The sequence below is a fragment of the Streptomyces sp. NPDC034111 genome (assembly GCF_055575375.1).
In genome coordinates this window covers 56,396-71,841 of record NZ_JBVIST010000027.1, presented here as the reverse complement: position 1 = coordinate 71,841, position 15,446 = coordinate 56,396, and the positions used below count along the sequence as shown (strand labels likewise).

Sequence of the window (15,446 nt, the reverse complement as noted above, 5' to 3'; positions counted from 1 at the left end):
GCCCGCACCGGGAATTCCCGGCCCCAGCGGCATCTGCCACTCAGAAATATCTGCGAAGAACCGAAAGGTCTGAACCGTCATGGCTCAAATGGAAACCGCCCTCGCCGACGCGATGTCCACCATCGAAGGCGCCGTCGGCGTCGCCCTGGTCGATTACACCAGCGGTATGGCACTGGCCACCCTCGGCGACAACCAGGCGCTGGATCTGAATATCGCCGCGGCCGGCAATACCGACGTCGTACGGGCGAAGATGCGCACCATGGAGATGCTGGAACTCCAGGGCGCCATTGAGGACATGCTTATCACCCTGACCGCGCAGTACCACATCATTCGTCCGGTGACCGGCAAGGGCAACAGCGGCCTCTTCCTCTACCTGGTGCTGGACCGCAAGCGCGCCAACCTCGCACTGGCGCGCCACCGCCTGGCGCGGGTGGAGGCCGAGCTGGAGGTCTGAGCCTCATCCGGCGGCGGCGCCGCGGGCGGCCTCGTCCAGCAGGCGCCGCAGCCGCAGGGCGTCCGGTGCGACGGCGGTGGCCAGGGCCGCGGGGCCGGTGAGCGGGGCCAGTACGCCCTGCCCCTCGCCGTCGCCGGACCGCCCGGCCGCCGCCCCGCCGAGCAGCACCACCTCGGTCGGCACCTCCTCGAACTGCGGGTCGATGACGAGGAGTTGACCGACCGCTCGGTGGCCGTCCAGCACCGCGGAGGTGTCCCAGCCGGGGGCGCCTGGCCCGTATGCCGTCTCCTGGTCGAGCAGGGTGCGGCCGGCACGGCGTACGGTGAGCCGGCTGCGCAGCGCGCCCGGCTGCTCACCGGTGCGGCCCAGGACCTGCTCCTCGCGCAGCACCAGGCGTGCGGTGGGGGCCAGTTCGACGGTCGTGGTCATCCGCAGATCACTGCCCGCGGCGGAGATCAGCGGTTCCGGCAGCCAGTCGAGGCGTGCCCCGTCGCCGACCGTCAGCCGTACGTCGTAGGTGGCGGGCCCGCCGCACCGGCCGGGCAGCGCGACGGTCGCCGCGGCGGTCGTGAAACGCAGTGCGGCACCTGCCTCGGCGGTGACCTCGATGGCCAGCCGGTCGCCGCCGAGCGGGCCGCTCATGGCGCCCACCAGGCAGACCCGGGCCTGCTGTCCATGGGCGCGGAGACGGCGCAGTGCAAACGGGCCGTCGCCGTCGAGGACCGGCAGCCGGGTGGTGCCCGTGGCGTCGGTCCGCCCGACGATCCGGGCGGTGGCGTGTACGCCCGCGGCGGTGGGTCCGGGGTGCTCCGGGGTGGTTTCCGGGGGTGCGAGGGTCATACGGGGCCCGTGGTCCAGTCGGTCAGGCGGGCCAGGACCCAGTCGGCGACGGGCTGGACGCCGCCTTCGGTCTTCAGGCTGGTGAAGGCGACCGGCAACTCGCCGCGCTGGGCCTTGGCATCGCGGGCCATGCCCTCCAGGTCGGAGCCGACGTAGGGCGCGAGGTCGGTCTTGTTGATGACCAGGAGGTCGGCGGTGGTGACGCCGGGGCCGCCCTTACGGGGGATGTCATCGCCGCCGGCGACGTCGATGACGAAGATCTGGGCGTCGACCAGGCCCTTGGAGAAGGTGGCGGTGAGGTTGTCGCCACCGGACTCGACCAGGACCAGGTCGAGGGGACCGACAGCCTCCTCCAGGTCCTCGACGGCCTCGAGGTTGGCGGAGATGTCGTCGCGGATGGCGGTGTGCGGGCAGGCGCCGGTCTCCACCGCGGTGATCCGCTCGGCGGGCAGGACCGCCTCGCGGAGCAGGTATGCGGCGTCCTCGCGGGTGTAGATGTCATTGGTGACCACCGCGAGGGACAGCTCCTCGCGCAGCGCACGGCACAGCGCGGCGACGGTGGCGGTCTTGCCCGAGCCGACCGGCCCGCCCAGCCCGATGCGCAGGGCACGCCGGGTGCCGTCCGAACGGACCGGCGCGGCCGCGCTGTAGGTGTACCGCTCGGGGAAGGTGTCCTGGTGATCGAGGTGCATACGGGCTCCGTGGTGTGCGTGGGAGGTGTGCGGGTCAGGAGGCGAAGAGGCGGACCGGCCAGGCCGCGTGCTGCTGCGCGGTGATGTCGAGCAGCGGCGCCGAAACGGCGGGCAGTACGCCCACCCCTTCGGCGGCCACCCGCTGCGCGGCCTCGGCGCCCTGCTGCGCGACCTGTTCGACGTCACTGGCAAGGCGGGCCAGTACGGCGGTGGCGTCGAACGGGTCCAGGCTCAGCAGTCGGACGGCGGCGGTGGCCGGGCCGCTGATGTTCTCGTACGCCACCGCATACGCGGCATCCAGCGGCACCAGCCCGGCCGACCGCGCGGCCAGGCCCAGCACCACCGGCTGATGCGCACCCCGCGGGCGGGCCGCCGCCAGCGCCTCCAGCTCCGCCGACGGCCAGGTCGCGCGGGCCGCCCGCATCATCTGCCGGCCCAGCCGCCGGGCGACCTGCCGCAGCGCGGGCACCGGCGTACGCGCATCCGCGGCCTCGTCCAGGAGCAGCGGATCGCAGCCGGCCGTCGCAGCGGCGGCGAGCCCCGCCGCGACCAGCCCCGCGGTGTGCAGCCGCCCCCGGCAGAAGTCCTCCAGCGAGGCGGCGTCCTTGATACGTCCCGCCGCGACGGCCGGTTCGGCACCGCCGGAGTGGGCGTGCCCTCCGGCGGGGAACCGGCCGTCGGCCAGGACGAGCAGCGCGGCGCGGCTCATCGGCGGTCCGGGGTGTGCGTCGGGGTGTTCATCGGCGGCCGTCAGAAGAGGAAGTACCGCTGGGCCATGGGGAGTTCGGCGACCGGTGCGGGTTCGACCAGCTCGCCGTCGATGGTCACCGTGAAGCTGTCGGGATCGACCTGGACCCGGGGCAGGGCGTCGTTGTTCCGCATGTCCGCCTTGGTGAGGCCGCGGGTGGAGCGGATCGCCTCGTACGGCTTCGCCAGCGGAAGACGCTCGGGGAGATCGTCCTCGATGGCCTGCTGGGAGACGAAGTTGACCGAGTTGCTGCCGGGGGCCCGGCCGGTGGCGCCGAACATCGGGCGGGGCAGGACCGGCTGTGGGGTGGGGATGGACGCATTGGCGTCGCCCATCTGCGCATAGGCGATCTGGCCGCCCTTGATAACGAGCTGCGGCTTGACGCCGAAGAACGCGGGGTCCCACAGGACGAGGTCGGCGAGCTTGCCGTCCTCGACGGAGCCGACGAGGTGGTCGATGCCCTGGGCGAGCGCGGCGTTGATGGTGTACTTCGCGACATAGCGGCGGGCACGGTGGTTGTCCGCGCCGCCGTCGCCGGCCAGGCTGCCCCGGCGTCGCTTCATGACGTGCGCGGTCTGCCACGTACGCATGACCACCTCGCCGATCCGGCCCATGGCCTGGGCGTCGGAGGCCATGATCGAGATGGCGCCGAGGTCGTGCAGGATGTCCTCGGCCGCGATGGTGGAGGGCCGGATCCGGGACTCGGCGAACGCCAGGTCCTCGGGGACGGCGGGGTTGAGGTGGTGACAGACCATCAGCATGTCGAGGTGTTCCTCGACGGTGTTGACGGTGTGCGGCCGCGTCGGGTTGGTGGAGGCGGGCAGCACATTCGGCTCGGAGACCATCGCGATCATGTCGGGCGCGTGGCCGCCGCCGGCGCCTTCGACATGGAAGGCGTGGAGGGTGCGGCCGGCGATGGCGGCCAGGGTGTCGCCGAGGAATCCGGCCTCGTTGAGGGTGTCGGTGTGGATCGCGAGCTGGGCGCCGCTCTCCTCACAGACGTTCAGGCAGGCGTCGAGGACGGCGGGGGTCGCGCCCCAGTCCTCGTGGATCTTGAAGCCGAGGATGCCGGCCCGCAGCTGGTCGCGCATCGAGGCGAGCGAGGTGGTGTTGCCCTTGCCGAGCAGCCCCACGTTCACCGGCAGGGAGTCCATCGCCTCGAACATCCGGGCCACATGCCAGGCCCCGGGCGTGATGGTGGTGGCCTTGCTGCCCTCGGCCGGTCCGGTGCCGCCGCCGATCAGGGTGGTGACGCCGGAGGCCAGCGCCTCGTCCGCCTGCTGGGGGCAGATGAAGTGGACATGGGTGTCGATGGCGCCGGCGGTGAGGATCTTGCCGTTGCCGGCGATGACCTCGGTCTCGGGGCCGATGACCAGGTCGGGGTGGACCCCGTCCATGGTGTCGGGGTTGCCGGCCTTGCCGAGGGCGGTGATCCGGCCGTCGCGGATGCCGACGTCGGCCTTGACGATGCCCCAGTGGTCGAGCACCACGGCGCCGGTGATCACAGTGTCGGGGGTGCCCTCGGCGCGGGTGGCGCGGGACTGCCCCATCGACTCCCGGATCACCTTGCCGCCGCCGAAGACGGCCTCGTCGCCGGCCCGGCCGGGGCCGCCCGAGCGGTCCTCGGTGATCTCGATGACCAGGTCGGTGTCGGCGAGCCGGATCCGGTCGCCCGCGGTGGGGCCGAAGAGGTCGGCGTACGCCTGGCGGGTCAGCTCAGCCATCTAGGGTGCCTCCGGTCTCGCCCCGCAGCCCCGCGACGATCCGCTTGCCCCCGATGGGGACGAGCTCGACCTCGGTGGGGATACCGGGCTCGAAGCGCACGGCGGAGCCGGCCGGGACGTTCAGCCGCTTGCCGTGCGCGGCCGCGCGGTCGAAGTCGAGGCCGGGGTTGGCCTCGGCGAAGTGGTAGTGGGAGCCGACCTGGACGGGGCGGTCGGCGGCGTTGAGGACGGTCAGACGCGTGCGGGGGAGGCCTTCGTTGAGGCGCACCGGCTCGTCGACGTGGAGGATCTGTCCCGGGATCATCGTGTGCTCTCCCGCCGTCAGTTGATGGGTTCGTGGACGGTGACGAGTTTGGTGCCGTCGGGGAAGGTGGCTTCGACCTGTACGTCGTGGATCATTTCGGGCACGCCCTCCATGACCTCGTCGCGGGTGAGGACCTTGCGGCCGGAGGACATCAGCTCGGCGACGGTACGGCCGTCCCGGGCGCCTTCGAGGATGTGCACGGTCAGCAGCGCAATCGATTCGGGGTGGTTGAGCTTCAGCCCCCGGGACCGTCGCTTTTCGGCCACATCTGCCGCCACATGAATCAACAAGCGTTCTTGTTCATGCGGGGTCAGTTGCATACGTTCCACCTCACAGTCTTCCCGCCCGGGACGCATTTGCCCAGGTCACGGGCGTGGGCACACCCGTGACGATAGGTGTACCACGCAGTAATTAAAGGAGGAGCAAACCGGCTTCCAGCACTTGGCCATCAAGCGCCCCACACCTGGAGGCTAGTTCGGCGGGATTTCGGCGACGTTACAGCCAGGGACCCGTCCACCCCGGTTTTTGCACTTCATGTAACACGGCGCCGCCACCGCGCGTTACGGCCCGGCAATGCGATTCCCCGGGTCATCCCATGCGCCACAACTCCTCGGCCGCGCACGGAGAAGCCTGGCGAATTCCGCACCCTCATGGCGCACGCGCACCGCAGAGCGGACAGCCCACCTCGCGGCCACTTCACCACATTTGCCGCAAACAGGACGTACTCCACTGGGCGAACACACCTGTCCGATATGGGCTCTTGACGATCTTCAGAGTGATCGCAATCCTCATGGGCGCGTCAAATCAGCTCCGCACAATCCCCCCACACCAGTATCGGAGCCATACTGTGTCTCGTTCTGCACGAATACGCCGGGCCGCGCTGGCCACCGGCGCCGTCACCGCCCTGGCCGCCACCCTCTTCACCGCGGCCGGCGCCCACGCCGACCCCGCGCCGGCGGCCGCCCCGGACATCGACGTCAAGGCCGTCAAGGCCCATCTGGACCAGCTCCAGTCGATCGCCGACGCCAACGGCGGCAACCGCGCCCACGGAAAGCCCGGCTACAAGGCGTCCGTCGACTTCATCAAGGGCAAGCTGGACCAGGCCGGATTCACCACCCAGGTCCAGGAGTTCGACAGCAACGGCGCCAAGGGCTACAACCTCATCGCCGACTGGAAGGGCGGCGACGAGGGCAAGACCGTGATGGCCGGCGCCCATCTGGACTCGGTCGCCGAGGGGCCGGGCATCAACGACAACGGTTCCGGCTCGGCCGGCATCCTCGAGGTCGCACTCGCGGTCGCCAAGTCCGACCTCAAGCCCACCAAGCACCTGCGCTTCGCCTGGTTCGGCGACGAAGAGGACGGCATGGTCGGCTCGCAGGCCTATGTCGACAAGCTCGGCGCCGACAAGTCGAAGATCGACTCGTATCTGAACTTCGACATGATCGGGTCGCCGAACCCGGGCTACTTCGTCTACGACGACGATGAGCGCCTGGAGAAGGTCTTCAAGGACTGGTTCGCCACCAAGAACATCGCCACCGAGAAGGAGACCGAGGGCGACGGACGCTCCGACCACGCCTCCTTCAAGGAGGTCGGCATCCCGGTCGGCGGCCTCTTCTCGGGTGCGGACTACGTCAAGACCGAGGAGCAGGCGAAGAACTGGGGCGGCGAGGCGGGCAAGCCGTTCGACGCCTGCTACCACCAGTCCTGCGACACCTCGAAGAACATCGACGACAAGGCGCTGGACAACAACACCGACGCCATCGCCAACGCGGTGTGGCAGCTCAGCTCCTGACCGCCCCGCTCCCTCGTACGGTCAGCGCGCGCTGACCGTCACCTCTCGCGACCCGGTCGCCGGTCCCCGGCGGCCGGGTCGCGGTGTTCTGCGGCGATCCCGAACCGCCGGCGTTCGCCCGCAGCTGACGGCAGCTGCCGCACGGTGGAGACCGTGCTGATCACCTGCTCGTCCTCAACACCTTCCTCACGCCGCCCCAGCTCTTCGAGTAGCTGCAGGTCAGCGGCGGAAACCAGCGCCACCAGCGGCTTTCCGTGGCGGGTGACGACCACCCGTTCGCTGCCGTAGACGACGCGGTTGATCAGATCCGCCAGCTCGGCCCGGGCTTGCGTCACCGGAATTTCGTAGGCCATGCTCCCATTCTAACTGGACGTACATCCTGTACATTTTTTACCGAGGAGAGGAGCGGTCATGCTGCCACCGACGGCCCGCTATGTCCTGCCCGAGTTCACCGAGCGCACCTCCCTGGGGACGCACACGATGGACCCGTACTCGAAGCTGCTGAGCGAGCGCATCATCTTCCTGGGCACCCCGATCGACGACGCCTCCGCCAACGACGTGATGGCACAGCTCATCCACCTCGAACACGCCGCGCCCGAGCGGGACATCTCGCTGTACATCAACTCCCCCGGCGGCTCGCTCACCGCGATGGCCGCCATCTACGACACGATGCGCTTTGTGTCCTGCGACGTGGAGACGGTCTGTCTCGGGCAGGCCGCCTCCTCCGCCGCGGTGCTGCTGGCCGCCGGCACCCCCGGCAAACGATTGGCACTGCCCGGCGCCCGGATCCTGATCCACCAGCCGTCGCTCAGCGAACCCGTCGAAGGCCAGGCCACCGACCTGCAGATCCAGGCCGAGGAGCTGCTGCGCAGCCGCGACATGCTGGAGGAGATGCTGGCCCGGCACACCGGACAGCCGCGGGAGCGGATCGCCGCGGACATCGAGCGCGACAAGATCTTCGACGCCCCGGCCGCCCAGGCGTACGGCCTGATCGACGGGCTCACCCGCAGCCGTAAGCCGTCGGCCCTCCAGCCCGTCGCGCGGTGAGCCCGATGCTGCCGCCCGAGCCGCCGCCGCTGCCTGCCCTGACCCGCGCCGAGGGGGAGCTGATCGACTGTTATCTGGGGGTGCTCGACCTGCTCGGCCGGATCAACCCGGCCCGCGGCGGCCACACCTACAGCGGTCTGCGCGCCGCCCAGGCGCTGGTCGGCAAGGCGACCGAACTGCGCGACGCGCTGACGCTGATGCACAACCGGGGCGAGAGCGAGTTCCACCGCGAGACGCTGGCCAAGGCCCTGCGGGTGCTGGACGGGGAGCGGCGGGCCGAGCTGGTGACGATGCCGCCGCCAAGGTCATCCTGACGCGACACGCGCGCCGTCGGCTGCCCGGACGGCGTAGCGTCCACGCCCGTTGTGAGGAGGCGACGAATTGCGCGGGGCGGACAGAATTCCTGGGGGCCTTGATGTTTCGCCCCAGGTCCCAGGGCCGCGACACCCCCCGCCCCGCCACCTGAAGGAACAAATCTAACCATTCAGACCAAATGTGGCGCATGTCACATACGGCATTTTCAGCTCGGAATTCGGGCGGTGGGTGCGTGACGATCCCTTCGACGACAAGACCCCGCCAAAGAGACGGGGCGGTCCGGACGGGCGCCCAATCCCGCCGCCGTGCCGGATGTCCGGTCGACGTGGTGGATCGGCGGGAGCGGAGGACCCGAGCACGACGGGGTCCGGGCCCGCAAGGTCACGGACTCCTTGGGGTGAAGCCGTACGTACGGCCGGGCATCTTCGCCTGCCCGAACCCGACAGGTCTTCCTTCGCAGGCGGCTGACGAAGGGTCTGCGCATGACCGTGCGCATGCATACACCGAGTCTGCTGGCGCGCGCCGGCACCGTCTCCGTTCTGACACTGGCCACGCTCGGCGCGGCCACTCTCACCCCAGGAGCGTCCCCGGACGCCGAGGCCGTGTCCGTCGCCGCCCATGCGCTGCGGGTCGCGGCCTCCAAGCAGGGTGCGCCCTACGAGTACGGCGCACAGGGCCCGCACCGCTTCGACTGCTCGGGCCTGACGCTGTACTCGTTCAAACGCGCCGGGCGGGCCCTGCCCCGCAGCGCCGCAGCGCAGTACGGCCACACCCGCCATGTGCCCCCGGCCGCCCGCAAACGCGGCGACCTGGTCTTCTTCCACTCCCCCGGCGGGATCTACCACGTCGGTATCTACGCGGGCCGCGACCTCATGTGGCACGCACCCAAGACCGGCGAGGTCGTCCGCCTGGACAAGATCTGGACCCGCACGGTCTTGTACGGCCGGGTGCGCTGACCTGCGCCCCGCGTGCGGAACCAGGGGACCTCCCTGCCCGGTCAATTGTCAGTGGCGCACGGTAATTTGACGGAGTGACTTCGCAACCGGGCAAGCGGCTGACGGCCGCGGCGCGGGGAAGTTTTCATCTGATACCTGCGGGCGAGCTGCTGTGGGCGCAGGTGGCACCGGGCAATGCCCGCAGTGTGCGCGGGATGCTGGCCGCCGGGTTCGTGCCGGTGGGCGCCGAGGTGCTGATGGTGCCGTACGGCGGCCGTGGCTGAGCACCGTACGGCGCTCACCGCCGGGTCCGGCGGGGCTCCTCGGGGCCCGCGCTCAGGCGAGCAGCAGTTCGACGAGCAGCACGCCGCCCAGGGCGGTGAGCAGGCCGCCGGTGGTGGCCTCCAGGGCCCGTGCGACCCGTGGGCGGCGCAGCCAGGTACCCAGCCGGTCGACGAGCAGCGCAACCGCGGGGAACCACACCAGCGCCATCGCCACGATCATCGTGGCGAGCAGCAGCGTACGGGGCAGTGCGGGTTGACCGGCCGGCACGAACTGCGGCAGCAGACTGAGGAAGAGAACGGGGGCCTTGGGGTTGAGCGCATTGGTCAGAAAGCCCTGGCGCAGCCCCTGGGCGGTGCCCACGACGGTGGCCGGTCGGGCGCTGTCATGGGCGGCGGTCCCGTCGGGTGCGGCGGCCGGGTCGGTCGTGGGCCGCGCGGGGGCGGGGGCCGGCCGGCGGACCGCGAGGAGGGCACGGGCACCGAGGTACAGCAGATAGCCGCCGCCGAGGAGTTGGACGGCGCCGAAGAGCGCGGGGACGGCGACCAGCACGGCCGCGAGCCCGGCCACCGCCAGCGCGGTGTGCACCAGCAGTCCGCCCGCGACCCCGACGGCGGTCGCCACCCCCGCCCGGCGCGAGTCGAGGGCGTTGCGCACCACGACCGCGAAGTCCGCGCCCGGCAGGGTGACCATGCCCGCGGCGACCCCGGTGAAGGCCATCAGCTGTCCGTCCATGGCAGCAGCTTCGCTGGTCAGAGCCTTTAATGGGTATTGGCAATCTTCTTGGGCGGCCTAAAGAGGTGGTGAATGTACGACCCGACGCGGCTGGCCGCTCTGGTGGCGGTGGCGGAGGCCGGTTCGATCACCCGGGCCGCCGCCCGGCTGGGCTACACCGCGCCCGCGCTCTCCCAGCAGCTCGCCAAGCTGGAGCGGGAGGCCGGGGCGGCGCTCCTGGTGCGCCACCACCGCGGAGCGCGGCTGACGGCGGCCGGTGAGCTGCTGCTCGTACGGGCGCGACGGGTGCTCGACGAGCTGGAGCAGGCCCGCCATGAGCTGTCCCAGCTGGCCGGGCTCTCCGGCGGCCGGCTGCGGATCGGCACCTTCATGACCGCTGGTACGCATCTGCTGCCGCCCGCCCTCAGCGCGTTCCGCCGTGCGCACCCGGATGTGGAGCTGAGCGTGACGGAGTACGTACCGCCGCAGGCCGCCGAGGCGGTGGCGGTGGGTGAGGTCGATCTGGCGCTGACGCACGAGTACGTACCGGGTGAGGCGATGCCGGCGCCGGACGGGGTGGCGCTGGAGCCGTTGCTGTCCGAGGAGCTGGTACTGGTCACGGCGCCCGGCCATGCGCTGTCCGCGGCCGCCGGCCGGCTGCCGCTGGCCGGACTGGCCGGTCAGCCGCTGGTCAGCATGGCCCCGGCGAACCCGAACCGGCGAGCGGTGGAGGCGGCGCTGGCAGCCGCGGGGGCGAGTGTCGCGGTGCGCTGTGAGTCGCCGAGCTATGCGGTGGTGTGTGCGCTGGTGAGCGCGGGGCTGGGGGTGGCGGTGGTACCGGAGATGGTGGCGGAGGGCTCGGTGACCCCGCTGGGCGTCCGCCGGCTCGATCCGCCGGAGCTGCGCCGCCGGATCGCGGTGGCCTATCGTCCCGGCGGCGGCACCCCGGCCGCGGACACCCTGCGCGCGCTGTTGCGCGGTGCCTTCGCCCGCCACTCCCCGCCCCGTGACGAGCCGGGATGAAAGGTTCCTGTAACGGGCCGTCAGCCGACCGCGACCTTCCACGGGATGGTGATCCGGACGGTCTTGCCGCCGGACGCGGTGGGCACGACCGACAGTCTGCCGCCGGCCTCGGCGGCGAGGAAGCGGATGATCACCATGCCCCGGCCGTTGTCCTGCTGGACCGCCGCGGGCAGCCGGCGCGGGCGGCGCGGATGGCTGTCGGTGACGCCGACGGCCAGCACCTCGTCGCGGTCGAGCCGTAGCTCGACGGTGAACGTCGGGGACTGGCCGAAGGTGTGCTGGACGGCGTTGGTGGCGAGTTCGGAGACGATCAGGCGGATCGCGTCGGCGAGTTCGGTATCGGTGGGCAGACCCCATGCGGCAAGCACGGCGAGGGCGTGTCTGCGGGCGAGGACGACCGAGGCGGGGTCGGTCGGCAGAGTGAGTGAGGATTCCTGGTGGTCTGCCATCGCGACGCCGTCCCTTTCCCACCGAGGCCGGCTCCGGTCCGGTGGCCTGGAGCCGGGCATGCCGCCCGGGAACCCGATACGGCCTCGGACTTCTGCTGTGCGTCAGAGTGCCACTGATGCTGCCGGTGTGGCGCTCGATCCACCAACATATACAGATATGTATCGCCCGATGCGGTGAACTCTGCGACGCGAGACCGGATTTGGGGCGAACGGGGTCGTGGCGGTGGGCAGCCAAGGGGGGCACCCCGGCCGCCCCGCCACGTCAGTCCGTCGGGGCGGTGGCGACGATCGTCCCGACCGCACGGTCGAGCTGGCTATCCGTCAGATCGGCCCGGGCGGTGAGCCGCAGGCGGGAGATCCCGTCGGGTACGGAGGGCGGCCGGAAGCAGCCGACCGCGAGTCCGGCCGCGCGGCAGTCGGCGGCCCAGCGGACCGCCGCTTCCGGCGAGGGCGCCCGTACGGAGACCACCGCGGCGTCCGGCCGTACCGCCGCCAGGCCCGCCGCGGTGAGCCGGGCGTGCAGTTCGCGGGCGATCTGTCCGGCACGGTCGGCGCGCCGGGGTTCGCGGCGCAGCAGCCGTAGCGCGGCGAGCGCGCCGCCGGCCGCCGCCGGGGCGAGACCGGTGTCGAAGATGAACGACCGGGCGGTGTTGACCAGATGCTCGATGACCCGGGCCGGGCCGAGCACCGCACCGCCCTGGGAGCCGAGCGACTTGGAGAGCGTCACGGTGGCCACCACGTCCTCGTCACCGGCCAGTCCGGCAGCCGCGAGCGCACCGCGGCCCCCCTCGCCCAGGACGCCCAGGCCATGTGCATCGTCGACGAGCAGCGCGGCACCCCGGCTCCGGCAGGCCGCGGCGAGGGCCGGCAGCGGTGCGGCATCGCCGTCGACCGAGAACACCGAGTCGGTGACCGCGACCGCCCGGCCGTCGTGGCCGGTCAGCGCGGCGCGTACGGCCTCCGGGTCGGCGTGCGGGGCGACTTCGGTACGGGCCCGGGAGAGGCGACAGCCGTCTATGAGGGAGGCGTGGTTGCCGGAGTCGGAGACGATGAGGGTCGCGCGGTCCGTGAGCGCGGTGACGGCGGCGAGATTTGCGGCATATCCGGACGACAGCACCAAAGCGGCCTCGAAGCCGCAGAAGGCGGCGAGTTCCGCCTCCAGATGGGCGTGCAGTTCGGTGCTGCCGGTGACCAGGCGGGAGCCGGTCGCACCCGCGCCCCAGCAGTGTGCGGCCTCGGCGGCGCCGTGGGTGACCTCGGGGTGCCGGGCGAGTCCCAGGTAGTCGTTGCTGGCCAGATCGAGCAGCGGGGAGACGGCCGGGCGGGGGCGCAGGGCGCGGACGAGGCCCGCCCGTTGGCGCTCGGCCCGGGCCGCGTCGATCCAGTCGAAGGCCGCGCGGTGCGTCTTCGGTGAGGGGGCGGCCGAGGGCTCCGCCGGGGGCGCGGGCGGGGCGTCGCGGAGCAGCGGCGGGGCGGAGTCCTGCGGCATCGGCGTCCTTCGTCGGTCGGCCTCGGGTGCGGGCTGATTTCGGCCACGATTGTGGGCTGTCGATAGACGTTAGCGGTCGTTCCGCCCGGTCACGGTGTGGCGATACACACACCCCGATCGGCGCTCGTTGTGGGAATCCTCCTTGGCCGGGGGCGGTGGCGTAGGACAGGATCAACGCCATGGACCTGCTGAACACACTGGTGGACAAGGGACTGCGGCGCGAGTTGCCGACCCGTGAAGAGGCGCTGGCCGTGCTGGCGACTTCCGATGACGAACTGCTCGATGTCGTGGCCGCGGCCGGAAAGGTGCGCCGCCAGTGGTTCGGGCGACGGGTCAAGCTCAACTATCTGGTCAACCTCAAGTCCGGTCTGTGTCCCGAGGACTGCTCGTACTGTTCCCAGCGGCTGGGGTCGAAGGCCGAGATCCTCAAGTACACCTGGCTCAAGCCCGATGACGCCTCCAAGGCAGCGGCCGCCGGGGTGGCCGGTGGCGCCAAGCGGGTCTGTCTGGTGGCCAGCGGCCGCGGCCCGACCGACAAGGACGTGGACCGGGTCTCGGAGACCATCTCCGCCATCAAGGAGCAGAACGAGGGCGTGGAGGTCTGCGCCTGCCTCGGACTGCTCTCCGACGGACAGGCCGAGCGGCTGCGCACGGCGGGCGCCGATGCGTACAACCACAACCTCAATACCTCAGAAGCCACATACGGCGATATATGCACCACTCATGACTTCTCGGACCGGGTCGCGACCGTGCAGCAGGCCCAGGCGGCGGGCATGTCCGCCTGCTCGGGCCTGATCGCCGGTATGGGCGAGACCGATGCCGACCTGGTCGATGTGGTCTTCGCACTGCGCGAGCTGGACCCCGACTCCGTCCCGGTCAACTTCCTGATCCCCTTCGAGGGCACCCCGCTCGCGAAGGAGTGGAACCTCACCCCGCAGCGCGCGCTGCGCATCCTGGCGATGGTCCGGTTCGTCTGCCCGGACATCGAGGTACGGCTGGCCGGCGGCCGCGAGGTCCATCTGCGCAGCCTCCAGCCGCTCGCCCTGCACCTGGTCAACTCCATCTTCCTCGGCGACTATCTGACCAGCGAGGGCCAGGCCGGCAAGGACGATCTGGCGATGATCGCGGACGCCGGCTTCGAGGTCGAGGGCGCGGAGACCACGACGCTGCCCGAGCACCGCAGGCAGGGCTGCGGCGGTGCGCAGACGGCGGAAGACACAGCCGGCGGCTGTGCGGCACCCGCCGCCACCGTCCCCGCGCCGTCCGACGAGTCCCACCGCGACCTGGTCGCGGTGCGCCGCCGGGGCGCCGGTACCGACCTGCCGCCCAATGCCTGAGCCGCTTGCGCCGCGCGAACTGCTCGCGCTCGACCGGCAGCACGTCTGGCACCCGTACGGCCCGATGCCCGGCACCGCCGCGCCGCTGCTGGTCGAGTCGGCGTCCGGCGTCCGGCTGCGGCTGGCCGAACCGGCCGAGGGCCGGGACGAGTTGGTGGACGGCATGTCGTCCTGGTGGTCGGCGGTGCACGGCTACAACCACCCGGTGCTCAACGACGCCGCGCGCGGCCAGCTGGAGCGGATGAGCCATGTGATGTTCGGCGGGCTCACTCATGAGCCCGCCGTGCGCCTGGCGAAGCGCCTGGTCGACATCACCCCGGAGCCGCTGCGGCATGTCTTCCTCGCCGACTCCGGTTCGGTCTCGGTCGAGGTCGCCGTCAAGATGTGCCTCCAGTACTGGCGCTCGGTCGGAAAGCCCCGCAAACAGCGGCTGTTGACCTGGCGGGGCGGCTACCACGGCGACACCTGGCAGCCGATGTCGGTCTGTGATCCGGACGGCGGGATGCATGAGCTGTGGCAGGGGGTGCTGCCGCGGCAGATCTTCGCGGACGCGCCGCCGGCCGGCTTCGAGGCCGCGCCCGACGAGGCGTATGCGGCGCATCTGCGTGAGCTGATCGGCCGGCACGCCGATGAGCTGGCCGCGGTGATCGTGGAGCCGGTGGTGCAGGGTGCGGGCGGGATGTCGTTCCACTCCCCCGGCTATCTGCGGGTGCTGCGGGAAGCCTGCGATGCGCATGACGTCCTGCTCGTCCTCGATGAGATCGCCACCGGCTTCGGCCGTACGGGCGCCCTCTTCGCCGCGGAGCACGCGGGCATCGCCCCCGATGTGATGTGTCTCGGCAAGGCGCTGACCGGCGGCTATCTGACCCTGGCGGCGACGCTGTGCACGACGGAGGTTGCCGACGGGATCTCCCGCGGGGAGCTGCCGGTGCTGGCCCACGGGCCCACGTTCATGGGCAACCCGCTCGCCGCGGCCGTCGCCGAGGCCTCGATCGGGCTGCTGCTGTCGCAGGACTGGGCGCAGGAGGTCAAGCGGATCGAGACCGGACTGCGGACGGGGCTGGCTGCGGCCGCGGACCTCCCCGGGGTGCGCGAGGTGCGCGTCCTCGGAGCGATCGGTGTCGTCCAGCTCGACCACCCGGTGGACATGGCCGCCGCGAGCCGGGCCGCGGTCCGGGAGGGCGTCTGGCTGCGTCCGTTCCGGGATCTGATCTACACGATGCCGCCGTACATCACCGGCGACGACGATGTGGCGCGTATCTGCGCCGCGGTGTGCGCGGCGGCGCGCGCCGGCTGAGGGG

At 71.4% G+C, this 15,446-nt stretch carries 19 protein-coding genes and 1 riboswitch; of the genes, 9 read left to right on the top strand and 10 right to left on the bottom strand.

All coding sequences use genetic code 11. The annotated features are described in order from the left end of the window. Positions 1 to 79: 79 nt before the first annotated feature. Positions 80 to 454 (top strand): roadblock/LC7 domain-containing protein, encoded by a 375-nt coding sequence (locus tag ACZ55A_RS35200; RefSeq protein WP_468848918.1) that lies wholly within the window; start codon positions 80 to 82, stop codon positions 452 to 454. Positions 455 to 457: 3 nt separating this feature from the next. Here ACZ55A_RS35200 and ACZ55A_RS35195 read toward each other — a convergent pair whose 3' ends face one another. The 6 genes from ACZ55A_RS35195 to ACZ55A_RS35170 are packed head-to-tail and all read right to left on the bottom strand — an operon-like array spanning position 458 to position 5,082. Continuing rightward, on the bottom strand, positions 458 to 1,294 hold the full coding sequence (locus ACZ55A_RS35195; RefSeq protein ID WP_468848916.1) for an urease accessory protein UreD: 837 nt from the start codon (positions 1,292 to 1,294) through the stop codon (positions 458 to 460). Continuing rightward, complete coding sequence (ureG, locus tag ACZ55A_RS35190) at positions 1,291 to 1,986, bottom strand: urease accessory protein UreG (RefSeq protein ID WP_468848914.1); 696 nt, start codon at positions 1,984 to 1,986, stop codon at positions 1,291 to 1,293. Before ureG ends, ACZ55A_RS35195 begins: the two co-directional genes overlap by 4 nt. 34 nt (positions 1,987 to 2,020) lie before the next feature. Beyond that, positions 2,021 to 2,695, bottom strand: coding sequence for an urease accessory protein UreF (locus tag ACZ55A_RS35185; RefSeq protein ID WP_468848912.1), 675 nt, complete (start codon positions 2,693 to 2,695; stop codon positions 2,021 to 2,023). A gap of 41 nt (positions 2,696 to 2,736) precedes the next feature. Continuing rightward, positions 2,737 to 4,458 carry an urease subunit alpha gene (locus ACZ55A_RS35180; RefSeq protein WP_468848910.1) on the bottom strand — a complete coding sequence of 574 codons (1,722 nt, stop codon included), beginning with the start codon at positions 4,456 to 4,458 and terminating at the stop codon, positions 2,737 to 2,739. After that, complete coding sequence (locus ACZ55A_RS35175) at positions 4,451 to 4,762, bottom strand: urease subunit beta (RefSeq protein WP_468848908.1); 312 nt, start codon at positions 4,760 to 4,762, stop codon at positions 4,451 to 4,453. The genes ACZ55A_RS35180 and ACZ55A_RS35175 overlap by 8 nt, the downstream gene beginning before the upstream one ends. 17 nt (positions 4,763 to 4,779) lie before the next feature. Continuing rightward, entirely contained in the window at positions 4,780 to 5,082 is a 303-nt protein-coding gene (locus tag ACZ55A_RS35170) for an urease subunit gamma (protein ID WP_468848906.1), read from the bottom strand. A 527-nt stretch (positions 5,083 to 5,609) separates the two neighbouring features. Here ACZ55A_RS35170 and ACZ55A_RS35165 point away from each other — a divergent pair. Further along, on the top strand, positions 5,610 to 6,554 hold the full coding sequence (locus ACZ55A_RS35165) for a M28 family metallopeptidase (RefSeq protein WP_468848904.1): 945 nt from the start codon (positions 5,610 to 5,612) through the stop codon (positions 6,552 to 6,554). 38 nt (positions 6,555 to 6,592) lie between these two features. On the opposite strand, the gene ACZ55A_RS35160 is transcribed toward ACZ55A_RS35165, so the two are convergent. Continuing rightward, positions 6,593 to 6,907, bottom strand: a complete 315-nt coding sequence (locus ACZ55A_RS35160; RefSeq protein ID WP_468848902.1) for a type II toxin-antitoxin system Phd/YefM family antitoxin — start codon at positions 6,905 to 6,907, stop codon at positions 6,593 to 6,595. A 58-nt stretch (positions 6,908 to 6,965) separates the two neighbouring features. On the opposite strand from ACZ55A_RS35160, the gene ACZ55A_RS35155 reads away from it, so the two are divergent. The 4 genes from ACZ55A_RS35155 to ACZ55A_RS35140 all read left to right on the top strand — a co-directional run bounded on the left by ACZ55A_RS35155 (position 6,966) and on the right by ACZ55A_RS35140 (position 9,135). Then, positions 6,966 to 7,601 (top strand): ATP-dependent Clp protease proteolytic subunit, encoded by a 636-nt coding sequence (locus tag ACZ55A_RS35155; protein WP_468848900.1) that lies wholly within the window; start codon positions 6,966 to 6,968, stop codon positions 7,599 to 7,601. Positions 7,602 to 7,606: 5 nt separating this feature from the next. After that, positions 7,607 to 7,915 (top strand): hypothetical protein, encoded by a 309-nt coding sequence (locus ACZ55A_RS35150; protein WP_468848898.1) that lies wholly within the window; start codon positions 7,607 to 7,609, stop codon positions 7,913 to 7,915. Between the two features lie 292 nt (positions 7,916 to 8,207). Then, positions 8,208 to 8,394: riboswitch (cyclic di-AMP (ydaO/yuaA leader) on the top strand. A 4-nt stretch (positions 8,395 to 8,398) separates the two neighbouring features. Then, positions 8,399 to 8,872 carry a C40 family peptidase gene (locus tag ACZ55A_RS35145; RefSeq protein WP_468848897.1) on the top strand — a complete coding sequence of 158 codons (474 nt, stop codon included), beginning with the start codon at positions 8,399 to 8,401 and terminating at the stop codon, positions 8,870 to 8,872. Positions 8,873 to 8,946: 74 nt separating this feature from the next. Next, positions 8,947 to 9,135 carry a hypothetical protein gene (locus ACZ55A_RS35140; protein WP_468848895.1) on the top strand — a complete coding sequence of 63 codons (189 nt, stop codon included), beginning with the start codon at positions 8,947 to 8,949 and terminating at the stop codon, positions 9,133 to 9,135. A gap of 52 nt (positions 9,136 to 9,187) precedes the next feature. Here the strand turns inward: ACZ55A_RS35140 and ACZ55A_RS35135 are convergent, their stop codons facing one another. After that, positions 9,188 to 9,868 (bottom strand): LysE family translocator, encoded by a 681-nt coding sequence (locus ACZ55A_RS35135; RefSeq protein ID WP_468848893.1) that lies wholly within the window; start codon positions 9,866 to 9,868, stop codon positions 9,188 to 9,190. 72 nt (positions 9,869 to 9,940) lie between these two features. Here ACZ55A_RS35135 and ACZ55A_RS35130 point away from each other — a divergent pair, with 72 nt between their 5' ends. Next, the gene (locus tag ACZ55A_RS35130; protein ID WP_468848892.1) at positions 9,941 to 10,870 is read left to right on the top strand and encodes a LysR family transcriptional regulator; all 930 of its coding nucleotides are present in this window, start codon (positions 9,941 to 9,943) and stop codon (positions 10,868 to 10,870) included. A gap of 20 nt (positions 10,871 to 10,890) precedes the next feature. On the opposite strand, the gene ACZ55A_RS35125 is transcribed toward ACZ55A_RS35130, so the two are convergent. Both ACZ55A_RS35125 and ACZ55A_RS35120 read right to left on the bottom strand, forming a co-directional pair. Further along, on the bottom strand, positions 10,891 to 11,319 hold the full coding sequence (locus ACZ55A_RS35125; protein WP_468848891.1) for an ATP-binding protein: 429 nt from the start codon (positions 11,317 to 11,319) through the stop codon (positions 10,891 to 10,893). Between the two features lie 262 nt (positions 11,320 to 11,581). Continuing rightward, positions 11,582 to 12,808 carry an 8-amino-7-oxononanoate synthase gene (locus tag ACZ55A_RS35120; RefSeq protein WP_468848889.1) on the bottom strand — a complete coding sequence of 409 codons (1,227 nt, stop codon included), beginning with the start codon at positions 12,806 to 12,808 and terminating at the stop codon, positions 11,582 to 11,584. A 179-nt stretch (positions 12,809 to 12,987) separates the two neighbouring features. Between ACZ55A_RS35120 and bioB the strand changes: the two genes are divergently transcribed. After that, positions 12,988 to 14,145: a biotin synthase BioB gene (bioB, locus tag ACZ55A_RS35115; RefSeq protein ID WP_468848887.1), complete on the top strand. Its 1,158-nt coding sequence runs from the start codon at positions 12,988 to 12,990 to the stop codon at positions 14,143 to 14,145. Then, entirely contained in the window at positions 14,138 to 15,442 is a 1,305-nt protein-coding gene (locus tag ACZ55A_RS35110) for an adenosylmethionine--8-amino-7-oxononanoate transaminase (protein ID WP_468848886.1), read from the top strand. Before bioB ends, ACZ55A_RS35110 begins: the two co-directional genes overlap by 8 nt. Positions 15,443 to 15,446: the final 4 nt, after the last annotated feature.